The organism is Brevibacillus composti (genome assembly GCF_016406105.1).
Taxonomy (GTDB): Bacteria; Bacillota; Bacilli; order Brevibacillales; family Brevibacillaceae; genus Brevibacillus; species Brevibacillus composti.
Genome location: NZ_CP066308.1, coordinates 3,905,355 through 3,922,811 on the forward strand (window position 1 = coordinate 3,905,355; position 17,457 = coordinate 3,922,811).

Annotated in this window: 18 protein-coding genes, 1 tRNA gene and 1 riboswitch; of the genes, 8 read left to right on the forward strand and 11 right to left on the reverse strand. The window is 55.8% G+C overall.

From position 1 onward, the window contains the following. Positions 1–53: 53 nt before the first annotated feature. The 8 genes from gpmI to rpoN form a co-directional block, all read right to left on the reverse strand. On the reverse strand, positions 54–1,607 hold the full coding sequence (gene gpmI, locus JD108_RS19575; protein ID WP_198827612.1) for a 2,3-bisphosphoglycerate-independent phosphoglycerate mutase: 1,554 nt from the start codon (positions 1,605–1,607) through the stop codon (positions 54–56). Between the two features lie 12 nt (positions 1,608–1,619). Then, positions 1,620–2,372, reverse strand: a complete 753-nt coding sequence (tpiA, locus tag JD108_RS19580; protein ID WP_198830191.1) for a triose-phosphate isomerase — start codon at positions 2,370–2,372, stop codon at positions 1,620–1,622. Positions 2,373–2,386: 14 nt separating this feature from the next. Next, on the reverse strand, positions 2,387–3,571 hold the full coding sequence (locus tag JD108_RS19585; protein ID WP_198827613.1) for a phosphoglycerate kinase: 1,185 nt from the start codon (positions 3,569–3,571) through the stop codon (positions 2,387–2,389). Between the two features lie 164 nt (positions 3,572–3,735). Continuing rightward, complete coding sequence (gene gap, locus JD108_RS19590; RefSeq protein WP_198827614.1) at positions 3,736–4,740, reverse strand: type I glyceraldehyde-3-phosphate dehydrogenase; 1,005 nt, start codon at positions 4,738–4,740, stop codon at positions 3,736–3,738. Between the two features lie 18 nt (positions 4,741–4,758). Next, positions 4,759–6,120 carry a Na+/H+ antiporter NhaC family protein gene (locus JD108_RS19595; protein WP_198827615.1) on the reverse strand — a complete coding sequence of 454 codons (1,362 nt, stop codon included), beginning with the start codon at positions 6,118–6,120 and terminating at the stop codon, positions 4,759–4,761. Positions 6,121–6,138: 18 nt separating this feature from the next. Next, positions 6,139–7,167 (reverse strand): sugar-binding transcriptional regulator, encoded by a 1,029-nt coding sequence (locus tag JD108_RS19600; protein ID WP_198830192.1) that lies wholly within the window; start codon positions 7,165–7,167, stop codon positions 6,139–6,141. Positions 7,168–7,377: 210 nt separating this feature from the next. After that, complete coding sequence (locus tag JD108_RS19605; protein WP_198827616.1) at positions 7,378–7,653, reverse strand: glutaredoxin family protein; 276 nt, start codon at positions 7,651–7,653, stop codon at positions 7,378–7,380. Between the two features lie 3 nt (positions 7,654–7,656). Then, positions 7,657–9,033: an RNA polymerase factor sigma-54 gene (gene rpoN, locus JD108_RS19610; protein ID WP_198827617.1), complete on the reverse strand. Its 1,377-nt coding sequence runs from the start codon at positions 9,031–9,033 to the stop codon at positions 7,657–7,659. Positions 9,034–9,221: 188 nt separating this feature from the next. Here rpoN and JD108_RS19615 point away from each other — a divergent pair. Both JD108_RS19615 and JD108_RS19620 read left to right on the forward strand, forming a co-directional pair. After that, positions 9,222–9,296, forward strand: a tRNA-Arg gene (locus tag JD108_RS19615). Positions 9,297–9,438: 142 nt separating this feature from the next. Then, positions 9,439–9,576 (forward strand): DUF4023 domain-containing protein, encoded by a 138-nt coding sequence (locus tag JD108_RS19620; RefSeq protein WP_198827618.1) that lies wholly within the window; start codon positions 9,439–9,441, stop codon positions 9,574–9,576. 55 nt (positions 9,577–9,631) lie between these two features. Here JD108_RS19620 and JD108_RS19625 read toward each other — a convergent pair whose 3' ends face one another. Together JD108_RS19625 and JD108_RS19630 are read right to left on the reverse strand one after the other, a co-directional pair. Further along, positions 9,632–10,876 (reverse strand): branched-chain amino acid ABC transporter substrate-binding protein, encoded by a 1,245-nt coding sequence (locus JD108_RS19625; protein ID WP_198827619.1) that lies wholly within the window; start codon positions 10,874–10,876, stop codon positions 9,632–9,634. A gap of 428 nt (positions 10,877–11,304) precedes the next feature. After that, a complete protein-coding gene (locus JD108_RS19630; RefSeq protein WP_198827620.1) occupies positions 11,305–11,763 on the reverse strand; it encodes a copper amine oxidase N-terminal domain-containing protein in 459 nt (152 codons plus the stop codon). A 236-nt stretch (positions 11,764–11,999) separates the two neighbouring features. On the opposite strand from JD108_RS19630, the gene JD108_RS19635 reads away from it, so the two are divergent. From JD108_RS19635 to JD108_RS19660, 6 genes are all read left to right on the forward strand, one after another. Next, entirely contained in the window at positions 12,000–12,254 is a 255-nt protein-coding gene (locus tag JD108_RS19635; RefSeq protein WP_198827621.1) for a hypothetical protein, read from the forward strand. 76 nt (positions 12,255–12,330) lie between these two features. Next, positions 12,331–12,936 carry an RNA polymerase sigma factor gene (locus JD108_RS19640; protein WP_198827622.1) on the forward strand — a complete coding sequence of 202 codons (606 nt, stop codon included), beginning with the start codon at positions 12,331–12,333 and terminating at the stop codon, positions 12,934–12,936. Further along, complete coding sequence (locus JD108_RS19645) at positions 12,923–13,483, forward strand: anti-sigma factor family protein (RefSeq protein ID WP_198827623.1); 561 nt, start codon at positions 12,923–12,925, stop codon at positions 13,481–13,483. The genes JD108_RS19640 and JD108_RS19645 overlap by 14 nt, the downstream gene beginning before the upstream one ends. Before the next feature lies 1 nt (position 13,484). Beyond that, positions 13,485–14,612 (forward strand): bactofilin family protein, encoded by a 1,128-nt coding sequence (locus JD108_RS19650; protein WP_198827624.1) that lies wholly within the window; start codon positions 13,485–13,487, stop codon positions 14,610–14,612. A gap of 127 nt (positions 14,613–14,739) precedes the next feature. Further along, complete coding sequence (gene clpP, locus JD108_RS19655; RefSeq protein ID WP_323958386.1) at positions 14,740–15,339, forward strand: ATP-dependent Clp endopeptidase proteolytic subunit ClpP; 600 nt, start codon at positions 14,740–14,742, stop codon at positions 15,337–15,339. A 130-nt stretch (positions 15,340–15,469) separates the two neighbouring features. Beyond that, positions 15,470–15,514, forward strand: a riboswitch (PreQ1 riboswitch). An 8-nt stretch (positions 15,515–15,522) separates the two neighbouring features. Further along, the gene (locus JD108_RS19660; RefSeq protein ID WP_198827625.1) at positions 15,523–16,008 is read left to right on the forward strand and encodes a QueT transporter family protein; all 486 of its coding nucleotides are present in this window, start codon (positions 15,523–15,525) and stop codon (positions 16,006–16,008) included. Here JD108_RS19660 and JD108_RS19665 read toward each other — a convergent pair. Next, positions 16,005–17,372: a sigma-54 interaction domain-containing protein gene (locus tag JD108_RS19665; protein ID WP_198827626.1), complete on the reverse strand. Its 1,368-nt coding sequence runs from the start codon at positions 17,370–17,372 to the stop codon at positions 16,005–16,007. The genes JD108_RS19660 and JD108_RS19665 overlap by 4 nt on opposite strands. Positions 17,373–17,457: the final 85 nt, after the last annotated feature.

Sequence of the window (17,457 nt, forward strand, 5' to 3'; positions counted from 1 at the left end):
AAAATGATTTTTTACCGCCGGGCTTGGAGCGGCTTGGCCGGACGCGGCCCTTCTCACTGCTTGCCTTCTCCCGCGATCAGCGTCCGTCCGGTCATCTCCGCCGGCTGCGCTACGCCCAGCAGATGGAGAACGGTCGGAGACAAGTCAGCCAGCACGCCGTCTTCCCGCAGGGTGACGCCTTCGCGGGTGACGATCACCGGCACCGGATACGTGCTGTGCGAGGTAATCGGGCGTCCCGCCTCGTCCAGCATCAGATCGGCATTGCCGTGGTCCGCTGTGATAATGGCCGCGCCGCCTTTGGCGAGGATGGCGTCCACCACTTTGCCCAAGCATGCGTCCACCGTCTCCACTGCCTGGATCGTCGGCTCCATTTTACCCGAGTGACCGACCATGTCGCAGTTGGCAAAATTGAGGATGATCGCATCAAAATGGTCGGCCTCGATCTCTCTCAGCACGGCTTCGGTTACCCCCGGCGCGCTCATCTCCGGCTGCAAATCATAGGTCGCTACCTTGGGGGACGGGATCAGGATGCGGGTCTCACCCGGGAATTCCTGCTCGCGGCCGCCGCTGAAAAAGAAGGTGACATGCGGGTATTTCTCCGTCTCGGCGATTCGCAGCTGGCGCAGGCCGTTTTGCGAGAGCACTTCGCCCAGTGTATTGTCCAGGTTGCTCGGCTTGTAGGCCACATAGCCGTCGACCGTTTCTGAAAAATGGGTGAGACAGACGAAATAGAGATCGCGCGGACGGGCTTCGCCCCGGTCGAAACCGCGGAAATCCTCATTGGTAAACGCCTGGGAGATCTGGATCGCGCGGTCCGGGCGGAAGTTGAAAAAGATGATCGAATCGCCGCTCTGGATCGTCGATACCGGCTGCCCCTGTTCGTCCACGATAACGGTCGGCATTACGAATTCGTCCATAATCGACTTTTCGTACGATTCCTTGACCGCCTGGATCGGATCCGTGTAGGCAGGAGCGTCCCCGTATACCATCGCCCGGTATGCCTTTTCGATCCGCTCCCAGCGCTTGTCCCGGTCCATCGCGTAATAGCGGCCTTGGACGGTGGCGATCCGGCCGACGCCGAGCTCGGCGATTTTCGCCTGCAGCTCCTCGATATAGCCGACGGCGCTGTCCGGCGCGACGTCGCGCCCGTCCAGGAAGCCGTGGATAAAGACGCGGCTGACTCCCTGCCGTTTGGCCAGATCGAGAATCGCAAACAGGTGCTGGATATGGCTGTGCACGCCGCCATCGGACAGAAGTCCGAACAGATGCACCTGCTTGTCATTCGCCTTGGCATGCTGGAAGGCGCCGACGAGCGTCTCGTTCTCGAAAAAGTCGCCTTCCCGGATCGATTTCGTGATCCGGGTCAAATCCTGATAAACCACACGCCCCGCGCCGATATTCAGGTGGCCCACCTCGGAATTGCCCATCTGCCCCTCCGGCAGCCCGACCGCCAGTCCGCTCGCCTCCAGCGTCGCATGAGGGTACTGATTCCAATAGCGGTCGAAATGGGGCTTTTTCGCCTGTGCCACCGCATTTCCATACTGCTCATCCCGCAGCGCAAACCCATCCAGAATGATGAGCGCCACCGGTTTTGGACGTTGTGTCATGATGTTTCCTCCCTATCGAGCGCCTAGGACCAGCCCGCGAAAGCTGTCCGCCGTCAGGCTGGCACCGCCGACCAGCGCACCGTCAATGTCCGGCTCGGCCATAAAACTGGCGATGTTATCCGGCTTTACGCTGCCCCCGTACTGAATCCGCACCACCGACGCCGCCGCTTCTCCGAAGTCCTCGGCGATCACGCGGCGGATCACTGCGATCGTCTCGTTGGCATCCGCTGCGGTAGAGGACTTGCCAGTCCCGATCGCCCAGATGGGTTCGTAAGCGATGACGACATCGGCGAGCTGCGCTGTATCTGCGCCGGCGAGCGCCGCTTTTGTCTGCTTGCCGACGACTGCTGCCGTCTCGCCCGCTTCCCTCTCCTCCAGGCTTTCTCCGACGCAGACGATCGGCCGAAGACCGTGCTTGAGGGCAGCCCGTGTCTTTTTATTGACGCTCTCATCCGTTTCATGGAAATACTGGCGCCGCTCCGAGTGGCCGATGATCACGTACTTCACGCCCAGCTCCTTCAGCATCAGCGGACTGATCTCGCCGGTAAATGCGCCTTGCTCTTCAAAATGCATGTTCTGCGCGCCCAGGGCTATTCCTGTGCCCTGCAGCGCCTCGGCCAAAGCAGGCAGGGCAGTGAACGGCGCACAGACGACCTGCTCGACGCCTTCCACCTCTTCCTGCTGCTTCACGGCTTCCGCAAATTGCTTGGCTTCCGCAATGGTTTTAAACATTTTCCAGTTTCCTGCCACGATTGGGGTTCTCAGAGGAATCGCCCTCCCTATTCGTTATCCTGCAGTACAGCGACGCCCGGCAGTTCCTTGCCTTCCATGAACTCCAGGGATGCGCCGCCGCCTGTCGAAATATGCGTCATCTTCTCGGCCACGCCTGCTTTCTCCACAGCCGCGACGGAATCGCCGCCGCCGATGATCGTCGTACCCTGGCAGGCTTCCATCGCTTTGGCTACCCCGATCGTGCCGGCCGCAAAGGCATCCATCTCGAATACGCCCATCGGTCCGTTCCAGACGACGGTCTTGGAATCGACGATTACCTGATGATACAGCTCCACCGTTTTCGGGCCGATGTCGAGCGCCATCCAGCCATCCGGGATCGCATCCACGGCGACGGTCTTTTTCTCCGCATCTGCCGCGAAGCGGTCCGCCACGACCACGTCAACCGGCATCAGGAGTTGCACGCCCCGCTCTTTGGCCTGGGCCATCAGCTCACGGGCCAGATCCAGCTTGTCGTCCTCGCAGAGGGAAGCGCCGATGGCATAGCCCTGCGCCTTGAGGAAGGTATTGGCCATTCCTCCCCCGATGATCAGGTGGTCCACTTTGGTCAAAAGGTTTTCGATGACCGCGATTTTATCCTTTACCTTGGCGCCGCCGACGATGGCCGTAAAGGGGCGCTCCGGGCTGGACAGAGCGCCGCCGAGGAAGCGAATTTCCTTTTCCATCAAAAGGCCGGCCACAGCCGGTATGTATTCGGCGATGCCTGCCGTCGACGCATGCGCCCGGTGTGCCGCGCCAAACGCGTCGTTGACAAACAGATCCGCCAGATTGGCAAAGCTTTTTGCGAGTGCAGGATCGTTCTTTTCTTCGCCTGCGTGGAAACGAACGTTTTCGAGCAGAATCACATCGCCGTTCTGCATCGCAGAAACAGCCGCCTCCACTTCGGGGCCGACCGAATCATCCAGTTTTTTGACCTCCTTGCCCAGTAAACCGGAGAGATGCTCCGCCGCCGGCGTCAGCCTCATTTCCTCGACCACTTGTCCTTTGGGACGGCCGAAGTGGCTGGCCAAAATCACTTTGGCCCCTGCCTCCAGCAAAAACCGAATGGTCGGCACAGCTGCACGAATCCGTGTATCGTCCGTAATTACGCCGTCCTGCATCGGCACATTAAAATCGACGCGGCAAAATACCCGTTTGCCTGCCAGATCGATATCGCGGATAGACTTCTTGTTCATGAACGATCCTCCCCAACAAAATAGCTCATATTCGGAAAATACCATATTCGGCATGCTCGCAAAAGAGGACAAACAGCTAGAGACGTCCTGGACTTTTTGAACATCCTCATATGGGAAAAGGGAGAGGCTGCTCTCCCTTTTACACAACAGTTCTATTTTACGTGTTACAAGCCGCGCTGTGCAACATAATGGCACAAGTCTACGACGCGATTCGAATATCCCCACTCGTTGTCGTACCAGGAAACGACTTTTACCATGTTTCCTTCGAGCACCATCGTGGACAGGGCGTCGATGGTGGAGGAGTCCGGATTGCCGTTGTAGTCGGAGGAGACGAGCGGCAGTTCCGAGTAGCCGAGAATTCCTTTCAGCGGGCCTTCCGCCGCTTCTTTCAGCGCGCCGTTTACTTCCTCGACAGTCACGTCCTGTTTCAGTTCGGCCACCAGGTCGACCACCGAAACGTTCGGCGTCGGCACGCGCATCGCAAAGCCGTTCAGCTTGCCCTTCAGCTCCGGCAGGACCAAAGCGACGGCTTTTGCCGCACCGGTCGATGTCGGGATGATGTTTTCCGCCGCTGCGCGCGCACGGCGCAAATCTTTATGCGGCAAGTCGAGGATTTGCTGGTCATTGGTGTAAGAGTGTACCGTCGTCATCAGTCCGCGGACGATGCCGAATTTATCATTCAGCACCTTGGCGAACGGCGCCAGACAGTTGGTGGTGCAGGAGGCATTGGAGATGACGGTGTGCTTGTCGGCGTCGTATTTGTCCTCGTTTACACCCATGACGATCGTGATGTCCTCGTTGGTCGCCGGTGCGGAGATGATCACCTTTTTCGCGCCGCCCTCCAGGTGTTTGGCTGCATCCTCGCGCTTGGTGAAGCGGCCTGTGGATTCCACGACGATCTCTACGCCATAGTCCGCCCATTTCAGGTTGGCCGGGTCGCGCTCAGCCAGCACCTTGACTTCCTTGCCGTCCACAATCAATGTATTCTCTCTGGCTTCGACTTCCACCGGAAGCACGCCGTGAACCGAGTCGTATTTCAAAAGATGCGCCAGTGTAGCTGCATCCGTCAGGTCATTGACCGCCACAATTTCCACATGGGGGTTGTTCAGTGCTGCGCGGAATACATTGCGGCCAATCCGTCCAAATCCGTTAATCCCTACTTTTACCATAAGAATACCTCCTGCTTGTTACATGGCTTTTTTATGTGTGAATGGACTTCCCGCCGCTTGAAATCGCCGGGCTGTCGCGATCGTAAGTACAGGCAAAACAAAAGCGAAAAAGAGATAAGGAAGACTTTCCAATGTGGGGATGCCGAGCGTCACCGCCATCACCATCGCCAGCCCGTTCCAGGGAATCAGGACCGGTATGACCAGCGTGGAGTCGAGCATCGTCCGTCCGAGAAATACATGCCCTCGCTCCATCTGGCCAAAGCGGGGAAGCAAGGTGGAGCCCATCACCAGAATCGGGATCGTCTGATTGCAGCTGATGATGACGACCAAAAGCGACAGCAGTACGGCTTTGGCCGCCAGGATGACGGTGTTTTGCGTCCTGCCCAGAAGCCCCTCGACGAGCGGCGCCAGCAGATTGGCCCGATTCAGGATGCCATTGAGAAAGCCGGCCAGCGAAATCAGCACCAGCACGCTCAGGATGGCCATCATCCCGCCTCCGCGGACGAGCTGATCAAGAGCCGTCCCCGTGTGCAGCTCATAGCCGTGGAGGATCGAGCGACCCATCTGCGCCAGCTCTATTGGCACCGTGCCGATCACCAGTACAGCCGCTGCGAGCAGCCCGTAGAGCAGAGCCGGGACTGCCTTTACCCGAAAGGCGAATGATCCGATGAGGACCAGCAGCGGCATCAGCGGCAGCCAGCCGATGGCAAAGTGCTCACGTAGCAGCCCCTGGTAATGCGCAATCATCCCGCTGTCTCCGGACTGTGCCCGCAGCAGATCCAGCACGGCGAACAGCAGCGCCGTGACGACCACCGCCGCGAGAGCCGTCCGACTGTTCCCGCGGTCCTCCCGCTCTGTCATTCCGATACTGCTGAGGATCAACAGCCTGCTGCTGGAGATGGGAGAAAAACGCTCGCCCACCATCGCTCCGCTGATGAGCGCTCCCGCTACCATCTCGGCGGGTACGCCCGCGGTATGGGAGATGCCCATCAGCGCCAGTCCGACCGTGCTCAGCGTCCCTACTGAGGTGCCGAGCAGATAGGAGGTTCCGGCGGCCAATAAGAAGGAAAGGATCAGCATGAATTTCACATCGACGACTGACAGTCCGTAATAGATGATCGCCGGGATCGTCCCGCCCATCATCAAGAGCGGAATCAAGAGCCCGACCAAAAACAGGATCATCAGGACGGGCTTGGTCTGTTTGACCCCTTCCAGGCCATATTCCCACTGCTTCCGCCAGGAATACCCAAGTCTTTTTACACTTACCAGTGTGACCAAGATTGCCAAAACAATCCCTAAAAACAGCGGGAAACCAAACGTCAGACTAAGGGCGATGCCGGCTATCAGCGAGAGGATGGGGAGAAGCGAATACATATTCATCTGGCGTACTTCCTTCCGTTACAGTCGAGTAGCGGACAAGATCGCCCGTGCGGCTCCTTCGTCCGTGATAAGTACATTCTGGCACGACTGTTTGGCAAAGGAAAGGATCGCTTTTGCCTTGCTTTCTCCTCCGGCGATGGAGAGTACGGTCTCCGCCCGCTGGACATCCTCCAGCTGCAGCCCAATCGTCGGCAGCCTGTGAACGATCTGGCCGGCAGCGTCGAAGTAGTAGCCGAATGCCTCGGACACTGCTCCGGAGGCCCGCAGCTCCTGCAGCTCCGCTTCCGTATAGGAACGCCGCTTCGCCATCGTGAGCGCATCGCCGATCCCGTGCACCACGATCCGCGTCTGCTGCAAAAGCGAGAGCACATCCTGCACCTGCGGCTCTTCCATCAGCGTCTGCAGGGCATCGGGACGCAGGCGGTCAGGGACGTGCAGCAGGCGATACGAGCTGCCTGTTTTGGCTGCCATGGCGGAGGCCAGCGTATTGGCCTGAAGCTCTACCCGCTCGCCCAGTCCGCCCCTCGCCGGCACGAACTGTACGCCGCGAAACGAAGGGGCTGGCGCCAGATGATGAGCCACGCTGGCGACGGAGGTCCCGCCCGTCACCGCGACGATGTCTCCCTCGCGGATGTACTGCTTCAGCAGCCGCGCTCCGACTCGTCCCAGCTCCTCGAGCACCCAGGCGGAGTGATCCGCATTTCCCTGCACGACGACCACCTGAGGGATCCCCAGCACCTGCTGAAGCTGCTCGGCCAGTTCGCTCAGCCCAAACAGGTCACTGGCGAGCGGCTCCATCTCTTCGAGGACTTGCGCGCCCTCTTCCGTCAGAGACATCCCGGCCGCAGTAACGTAGAGCAGGCCGGTCTCCTTCAGCAGTTCCACCTCTGCACGCAAGATCCGCTCCGTGGTCTGCATAGCCTGAGCCAGCGCCCGCCTGCCGATCGGCTGTTGGTGAGAAATCGACCGAAGCAGCATATAGCGATCCCGCATGACGGGGACCAGATCCGGAAGCAGTTTTTGTTGCATCTCGATAAAACGCTGCATCATGTGTACTTCCTTTTCCCCCAGGATTTGATTTTTCCAGACATGTTAAACCGGGACATTTTTTGTCCATGTATATACATTTTACGTCCCACTTAAACCAAAAAAAGAAACGCTTTTCGCACTTAGACTGTATCACAGTTGTCAAAAACATGCAAGATCCCTCCGCCCGGTTTTGGTTCTTTCCGGGATGCGCAGGGATCTCGCCGCTTCTCACTCTTTGCTTTTGGAGCGCCTGGCCAGCTCTGCCTGGAGCTCCTCCAGGGTCACGACATGGGTCACTGACGGGAACACTTCCTCCCCGTCAATCTCCACCACCGGGATGACAAACAGGTACCGCTCGAGCAGCTCCGTGTCTTGCTCAATATTGACCAACCGCAGCTCCAGAGGGTATTCCTCCCGAAGCCCCTGCAGCATCACCTCTACCTGATCGCAGAGATGACACCCCGGTCGGCCGTACAGAACGATTTGAAATGGCTCATTTTTCACCGATCAAAACCTCTTTCGCTTGGCGGAGGATGGAATCATCATCTCTTCCCGGTACTTGGCCACGGTCCGCCGGGAAATCTCGATCCCTTCTTCCAGCAGCATCTCCGAGAGCTTCTGGTCGGACAGCGGCTGTTTGCGATCCTCCTGGTCGATCAACAGCTTGATCCGCCGCTTCACGCTCTCCGAGGAGGTCGCTTCTCCGCCCGCCGTCGAGAGCGCGGAGGTGAAGAAATACTTGAGTTCAAACAGCCCTCTCGGCGTTTGCACGTATTTGTTGCTGGTCGCCCGGCTGATCGTGGACTCGTGCAGCCCTACCTGTTCGGCGATTTCCTTTTGCGTCATCGGCTTCAGATAGTGAACGCCACGGTCAAAGAAATCCCGCTGCATATCGACGATCGCCTGTGTCACCCGCATCAGGGTAAGCCGGCGCTGCTCCAGGCTTTTTGCCAGCCACATGGCTGCATTCAGCTTTTCATGAATAAATTGTTTGGCCTCGTCCTGACTCTTCTGCTGGTTCAGCATCTTTTCATAAAAGCTGTTGATCTTCAGACGAGGAGTCGCCACGTCATTCACCAGGACGAGGTATTCCTCGCCTACCTTTTCCACGGTTACATCCGGGATGACATACCGGGTGTCGACGTGCGAAAAAGCGGCGCCCGGACGGGGGTTGAGCGTGCGCAGGAGATCGGCCATCGCCTGAACCTCCTGCACCGTACAGCCTACTTTGTCGGCGATGCGCTGAAAGCGGCAATCTGCCAGATCCTGAAGATGATGGGTCACGACCTGAACGATCGCCTCATCGTCCAGCGCCAGATGTCTCAATTGGAGCAGCAGACACTCTTCCAGGCTTCTTGCTGCCACGCCTGCGGGATCAAAATGCTGGATCACCACCAGGACATCCTCGGCTTCATTTAGTTCGACGCCCATGCGCTCAGCCGCTTCCTCCAGCGTAATCTCTAGATATCCTTTTTCATCGAGATTGCCTATCAAAAATTGCGCAATTCGCCTTTGTGCCGGGGTAAAGCTTTTGATATAGCCAAGCTGGCTCTCCAAATGCTCATACAACGTCATGTTTCCCTGATGGACAAAATCGAGCGGATTGTAAGTGCTTTCATTTTTTCCGGAAGAATACTCCCCTGTGGCACGATTGCCAATGACTTCTTTCCAGTCGATCTCGGGCTGCTGCTTCTCCATCTTGGCAGGCGCTGCCTCCATCGCTGCTTCCTGCAGCTCGAAGACTGGATTCTCATTTGCCTGCTCCTGCAAATACGACACAAGATCCACGGCCGAAAACTGCAGAATCGTGATCGCCTGTCTCAACTCCGGCGTCATGACCAGCTTCAATGTCTGTTCCTGATATAGTCCAAGGCCCATGTTCACCGGTGTTCGCCCCCCTTCAAGCAGTTCTGCGCAGTATTCTCCATCGTTCATTCTCACTTTTATCTATTTTCATTATATTCGCTTTCCCATGCAATTTTCCTGCCAATATCTGAAATGCGTTCTGGAAGAAATGCGCGGGTTGCAACTGGCTACAATTTCTTTTATAATGAAATCTGTCACATTACCATGCGCCCGTAGCTCAGTGGATAGAGCAGCGGTCTCCGGAACCGCGTGCGGAGGTTCGACTCCTCTCGGGCGTACCATCTTGTTTATCTACAGTGAATACATGAACCTCCGTTTGCTATGCGAACGGAGGTTTTTCCTTTCGTCTTTTTTTCCGTGGAGTAAACTTCTCCATTTCGGTCATAGTAAAAAAGCGCGATGCCAACAGAGGGAGGTGCGACAATGGATTTTACCCGGATGAGCACGAAAGAGTTCGTCGATAAAGTTCATGAAGCCCAGGCCCACGCTCGGGAGAACAAGGAGCACAACGGTTACGGCCGTCCGGCCAAACGTCTTCCCAGCAAGCAAGGCATCCGCTAGCAGAAACGCCCTGGAGATCGCTTCTCTCCAGGGCGTTTCCTCTGGCTCGCCTGCTTTACTTGGCTTCGCCTACATATACTTTTTGGCCGTTTTCGTACTTGTACACGTAAACCGATGCGAATTCGTTGTCGCCTTTTTCGTTGAAGGTGACTTTTACGAATTGACCTTGGAAGTCTTTGGTATCATGGACCGCCTCCATCACTTGCTGACGGCTTGGCTTCTTGCCGTCATTTGCCTTGATGGCTTTTTCCAGACCGTTCAGCAATACATTCATGGAGTCGTAGCCAAAGGAGGTAAAGATACCGACTTTGTTGTTGGTTGCGGCTTCGAAGTCAGCAATCCACTTCTTGCCTTCTTCGGTCGCAGTCAGATCGCCGACTGTGGACGTAAAGATCACGTTGTTTGCATTTTCAGCTCCAGCGATTTTCACCAGGTCAGCAGAGTCGTAACCGTCTCCGCCCATGAATACGCCTTTGAAGCCTTTTTCACGGGCTTGCTTGATCAGGATCCCTGCGTCGGAGTAGTATCCGCCGAAGTAGATCATTTCCGGATTAGCAGCCAGGATTTGGTTGATGACCGCGCTGTAATCCTTCTCCCCAGCAGTGATGCCCTCGTAACCTGCGATGGTTACGCCGTCTTTTTCGAATTGCTTTTTCACTTCATCAGCCAGACCTTGGCCGTATGCTTGCTTGTCATGAACGATGTACGCAGTTTTAACATTAAGCTGGTTCTTGGCAAAGATAGCTGCCTTGGAGCCTTGTTGGTCGTCACGCGCACAAATGCGGTGAACGATTTTTTTGCCTTCTTCTGTCAGGTTGGAACCTGTCGCGGACGGAGAAACCATTACCAGATTATCCGTCTCATATTGAGCAGATGCGGTAATCGATGCCCCTGTGGTAGCGTGACCGACGACACCGAGAACGTCTGCGTTGGAGATCAGCATTTGAGCGACCGCCACGGCTTGCTTTGGATCGGCCTGGTCGTCCTGTGCCAGCAACTGGACATCAAAGCCCAGCTCCTTAAACTTGTCCTTTTGTTGCTTCAGAGCGTATTCAGCACCCGCTTTTGCCGTGCTGCCGTAGTCGGAGTATTGACCGGACATCGGACCTACCGTCGCGATCACGATTTTTTCCAGTGCGCCGCCAGTGCTGCCGCCGCCGCTATTGTTTGCCGACTCCGGAGCTGCCTGTCCGCCACCGCCCGCATTGCCACCTGCATTACCTCCGCCGCCGCATCCTGCGAGAACTGCGCCCAGCGCGAATACAGTAGTGAGAAGAGTAATGCTTTTCTGTTTTTTCATTGTGAAAAAACCCCCTTTTACTTTACGGACAAACAATGAGTCACCTTCTCTCATTGTAAAATAAATAAGAAAATTTGCAACATATAAATTCGTAACATATCAAAAATATTGTCAATTCCGACTCCGCTGCCCGCTTTTCTACGAACGGCTCGGACAAGAAGCCGCTCCCCTTGGCGGAGAGCGGCTTGAGATCCCGTTTTTCTATTGATCATCGTTATTGTAGTATTTCCGAGAATAGGCTTTTCTGGTGACAAAGAGTGTCAGACCGATAATCACAATAAACAATATGACACTCGCGATGATCACTGCCGCTTCCACTGGACATTCCCCTCTCCCTCATCTTGTACCTTATTATATCGGAAGAGGCGATTCTCGTACAACGTCGGAAGAGGCGATTCTCGTACAACGGAGGAATCAACCAGTCTCGCTTACTTCTCGACAGGAACGCTCAGGTTGTACGTCAGGGTGTTGGCATCATAGGATACCGTGGCACCCAGTTCCTGCGCGATATAGACGAGCGGAACCAGTACAGCGCCTGTCGTTACGCGCGGCGGATGGGCCACGTGGATTTCCTTGCCGTTTTTGTAGGCAAAATGGCTGTTTTTGTACATCCGCAGGGCGTATTGATTGTTTTTGGAGATCAATAGGGATTCGATCATGGTATCCCACGCAGCGCTTGCGTCAAGCGCATGCGCCAGTGTGCTGGCGTTCACGTAGGCCACGCCGTTCTCCGTCACGACATCTTGCGGGAATGGGAGCTCGTTTCCGTTCAATTTTACGGTGATTTTTTGCTGAACGGCCGTCTCCTGGGCGAGCGCTGCGGTAGCGGCAACACTTCCGGTCAGGAGAGCTGCCGTAAGCAGCATAGCTGGAACTTTGCGAAGCATGGTACACACCCTCCAATAAAATTATGTAATACATTCCATTTTTGAGACTTCGACACGTTTTACCCTTTTCCTTCTTTTTCTTGCCATAACTTTCCTATGCGTCATCCTGTCATATGATGCCACACTATTTCTAAGGAGAGATGGTCGCGGGATCCCTCCTTTTATTCCGCGAACAAACGTTTTTGTGCACAACCTGTTGATAACTTTGTGGATAACCCGGTGAGGAGGAATGCCGCATGCCGCCCGAACGCTACTATCTCATCTATCAGGAAGCCAGCGACGAAGAATGTCTGCTCACCATCCAGCCCTATGATGACGAAGAGCTGCTGGCCGAAGCGATCAACCGGCTGCAAACCAGGGAGGTAGACGAATACACGATCATCAAAGGGAGAAAGATGAAAGCCAAGCTGCGGCTGGCCGTCGAGCTGAGCGAAGCCGAAGACAAAGCGGCGGCACCCCCTCCACAACTTGCGGACGAATCGGACGTCTAAATGAGACGGATCAATCGGCAGTGAAATTTTCCCTGCCGATTCTTCGTATCTAAAGGTGGGAGGAGGGGATGCGAGTATGGATCCGGAATTGGCACGGGCAAATCGGGAGGCGGCCCAGTATGTACAGCAGTTTCTCAAAGGACAGTCTCGGGCGTTTCCCGCACTCGTCGCGCTGTTTGCTCCCCGGGTGATGAGCATCATCAGAAGGATGGTCTCCGGCTATCACGACGCCGAAGACCTGCATAATGAAATCTGGCTGAAAGTGGCGCAGCATTTGCACAAATACGATGCCGACCTGCCGTTTCACTCCTGGCTCTACCGCATCGCCTCCAATGCCTGTATCGACTTTTTGCGAAAAAAACGGGAGATCGTGCTGGAAGCGGAACAGCTTCATCAGCAGGTCCACAAATCCCCCTCCGAACGGGTAAAAAGTCCGGAGCTGTTCCTCTTGGAAAAAGAGAGTTGTTCTGAATTGACCGCCCTGCTGGACCGCCTGAATGAGACGGATCGCCTGATTCTCACCCTCCGCTTTGTTCAGGATATGAGTTACGAAGAGATTGGCAGCATCGTGGGCATGAGCAAAAACACAATCGGGACCCGGCTGTTCCGGGCAAGAAAGCAGTTGAAAGAGCTGCTCGTTCAACACAGGGAGGAAAGGAGAGAATCCGATGCCGCATATTGATGCGCTTACCTTGATGATGTACGTGGACGGGGAACTGTCAGATATGGAAGCGGCCGCTGTACGAGACCATGTCAACGCCTGTGCCGGTTGCCGCCGGGCACTGGAGATGCAGCAGGCGGAGGAAAAGTGGGTGGCGGAGCGTTTTTTCGCTGCTGATCTCCCTCCCCTCCCGATGGAGCTGGATCCCCTGACAATCGCGCAGGTAGAAGGCATAGCCCTCTTGCACAAGCGAAACCGCCGCCGTTTCTGGTGGCGAATCCTCCTGGTGGCCGGAAGCATGTTGATCTCGCTCGCCTGCTATCTCCTTTTCTGGCAGAAAATCTGGGCCGAGTGGGCTCTGCCGATCTGGACCGCCTGGCGCAGCCAGCTTTTCTGGAGTTCCGCCTTTTGGCTGAATGACAGTGCCCGCGACCTTTTCCATGCGCCCGCCGCCTACCTGATCGCGCTTCCGCTGCCGTTTTTGCTGCTGGCCGGTTTGCTTCTGGTGTTGAATCTGCGCTTTTCGCCCCTTTCTACATCGCGCTTTGACAAACAGGAGGTGAAGTAGCTTGAGAAGGATGTTTGCTTTGATCCTGCTGACGAGTCTCTTGCTCGTCTCCTCTGTCGCCTACGCCTTTTCCGGCGTTGCCGAGGAGCGATACTACTTGGCGCAGGAGAGCGTCCATCGGGGGGATTTGGCCGTAAGCGCCGCCAGGACGGTAATCGAAGGCGTCGTCGACGGCGACTTATACGTGTTCAGTGAAAATGTACAGATAAAGGGGAAAATTACAGGGGATCTGTTCAGCTTCGCGGCAACCACGATCGTCTCCGGCAAAGTCGAGGGGGATATCCGCTCGGTGACGGACACGCTGTTGCTGAATGGCGAGGTGGGAGGAAGCGTAGCCAGCATCTCCAATCACCTCCTGCTGGAGCCGAACGGACGGATTGGGAAGAACCTGCTCATGCTGGCAGCCAACGCCGATCTGCTGGGAGAGGTGAGCCGGGAAGCAAACGGGATGGCCGACAGCATCCGCATTTCCGGGAAAGTCGGCGAAGGCATCTCCATGCTGCATGCGCGAACCATCCGGCTCGACGCGCCTGCCGAAATCGGCGGCGACCTGGTCTACACCAGCCCCGGGGAGGCAATGATTGCGCCTGGTGTGACCATCGCGGGCAAGGTCTCTTTCACCCCGATGGAGCCTGTGCAGAAAACCGAACGCTTCTCCTACTTTCCGCTCCTGCTGGGCCTCGCCTCCCTGCTTTGCACGCTTTTGATGTGGCTGGCTGTCCGCTATTTGTTCCCCGCTGGACTGGCGGGGATCTCCCGGCAGCTGGATCAGGGTGGACGCAGCCTGTATCTGTGGGGACTTATTCTGATGCTGGGCATTCCGCTTTTGTCGCTCATCCTGCTCATCACCATGGTGGGAATTCCGGTGGCGGTCCTTCTGATGGCGGCCTATTCGATCCTCGTTTGGGCAGCCAAGGTATTCGTCGGGGCCTGGCTGGGCATCCGGCTGGCGGAACGCTTTCACTGGCGCCTCTCTCCGCTGCTGGCTGAGCTCGTCGGCGTATTTCTCCTTCAGTGCCTGATGACCATTCCGCTGATCGGCTGGCTGCTCGCTCTGCCGGTCTGGGCCGCCTTTTTGGGAGCACTCGCGGGAGTCGTGGTTCGGGCCAACAAAACTTTTCTGCGCTGATCACGTTTAGCTTCCGGTTTTTTGGTCAAGATGGTGTAAGAGACGTGCAGTTTTCATGTTTGACCTTCATTGACCTTCGTTGACCTTTTGTGTATGATATTCTTACAAAGAGAGGAGGAAGACCTGAATGCACATGAACTTGATTCCGACTGTAATTGAACAGACCAACCGCGGTGAGCGTGCTTACGATATCTATTCCCGTCTGCTGAAGGATCGCATCATCTTTCTCGGTACGCCGATCAACGACACCGTAGCCAATATCGTCGTGGCACAGATGCTGTTCCTGCAAGCAGAAGACCCGGAAAAAGACATTCACTTGTATATTAACAGCCCGGGCGGATCGATTACCGCCGGTATGGCTATATACGATACGATGCAGTTTATCAAACCGGATGTATCCACGATCTGTATCGGGATGGCGGCATCCATGGGCGCCTTCCTGCTGGCAGCGGGCACCAAGGGCAAGCGCTACGCCCTCCCCAACAGCGAAGTGATGATCCACCAGCCTCTCGGAGGAGCACAAGGGCAGGCCAGCGATATCGAAATCGCCGCCAAACGCATCCTGCGAATGCGCGAGCACCTGAACAAAATCCTCTCGGAACGCACGGGTCAACCCTTGGAGCGCATCCAGAAGGATACGGACCGCGACAACTTCCTGTCCGCGCAAGAGGCGATGGAATACGGCCTGATCGACAAGGTCATCTCGTCCGAAGCTGCAGCCAAATAAACAGACACGCGAATCGTGTCCTGCGTGTGGAAACCCTGCCATCACCGGCAGGGTTTCTTTGCGTATGCCGGAATTTCCATTGACTCCTCTGTCGCACAAGCGATAACATATGTCTTTGGGATCTTTTTATGCCCACGTGGTTCGAAACCATCCCACGATAAAAAACTAAGGAGCTAACTGAATATGAACGTAAAAACACTTGTCGTCAACGGCATTGTGGCTGCTCTGTACATTGCGGTCTCAATGCTCATCCAGCCTTTTGGCTTTACCAATGTACAATTTCGGGTATCCGAAATGTTCAATCATCTCATCGTCTTCAACAAGAAGTATTTCTTCGGCATTATCCTGGGGGTCTTTCTGACCAACCTGCTTTTCTCGCCGATGGCGGCATACGACCTGGTATTCGGCGTCGGCCAATCCGTGCTGGCTCTGCTGATTACGATGTTCACGATGCGGTTCATCAAAGACGTCTGGGCCCGCATGATGGTGAATACCGCCGTCTTCACCTTTACCATGTTTTTGATCGCGTATGAGCTGAAGCTGGTTTTCGATATGCCGTTCTACTTCACGTGGCTTACGACAGCGGCTGGCGAATTGGCGGTGATGCTGGTCGGGGCGCCGATCATGTATTTGATGAACAAGCGGCTGAATCTGGAAAAACGGGTCTAGTCCCGTTTGCCAAGGCCGTGCTTTTTGATATGGTATTGCAGGCTTTGCCTGGTAATCCCCAGCTTTTTGGCGGTTTTGGAGATATTCCAGCCCGTCTCTTCCAATGTCTGTTGAATATAGTGCACATGAGAGGCCGAGAAGATCGATGTCAGCGGCCTCTTTTTTGTTTCCTTCTGCTTCTGCTCGATTGCCCGGTAGCCGGGATCCGCAAAAATCTTCCTTCTCATATAAGCCGGCAGGTGATCCACCTCGATCGCCTCGTCCGTCTCGCTCGCCCGGATCACCACATTTTCGATCAGATGCTCCAATTCCCGCGTATTGCCGGGCCATGGATACGCCAGGAATACCTCGAGCAGCTCCTCGGAAAACGGCGGTACGTACTTGGAGAACTTTTTGCTGTAGTAGGCGAGGAAATAGTCGGTGAAGAACCGGATGTCCTCCTTGCGCTCACGCAGAGGAGGGATGTAGATGCTGGTGTGGGCGATCCGGTAGAACAAGTCCAGCCGCATCTTCCCTTCTTCGATCAGCTTCTCGGGATCCTCGTTGGAGGCGCTGATAACCGTGCACTCCACCGGCGTCACTTCGTTGGACCCCACACGCCGCACCAGCCGCTCCTGCAAGACGCGCATCAGCTTGGACTGCAGCGTCATCGGCATGGAGTTGATCTCATCGAGAAACAGCGTGCCGTCCTTGGCATACTCAAACAAACCGATCTGATCCGTCGCCCCGGTAAAGGCCCCTTTTACGGTGCCGAACAGCGTGCTCTCCAGCAGATTTTCCGGAATCGCTGCACAGTTGATCGCGACGAAGGGGCTTTTGGCGCGCGGGCTGTGGTTGTGCATGCTTTGGGCAAACAGCTCCTTCCCGGTACCGGTTTCCCCGACGATCAGCACATCGGCATTGTGGAGCGCAATCGCTTGCGCCTCCTTGATCAGCCCTTTGATCGCGAGACTTTTTCCTTTGATGTCCGGGAAAGAAAAGGTCGTGCCGTTACGCTCGTTGCGCTGGTTTTTCTCCTTTTCCAACGCCTGTCGCTTGATCTCGATGGTCTGGTGGAGCCAGTCCTTGAGCTTGGATTCATTGGTGCTGAGCGAAAACACGGCGATCGTCTCCCCGTCCCGCTGAATCGGAAACGTACTGTAGTTGACGTATTTGGGCACACCGTTGACCGTCGAATGGGCCCGGTACCGGGAAAAATCCAGGCGGCCCGCACTGGGGATGAGCTCGGAAATCGGAAGCCCTGCCTTGGCGGCCAGGGAGATCTCTTCGCTCAAGTCATGCCATATGATTTCATGCCGGTCATTAAGCACGATCACTCCGTCTACGAAGCTCCGCAAAATCGATCCGACCGATGCGGCGATCATATTCCTTCCCTCCTGCCCTGTCACTCGTTGTACAAATGAAATATATCATTAATTCGGAATTTACGAAATAGTCTGCATGCAGAGA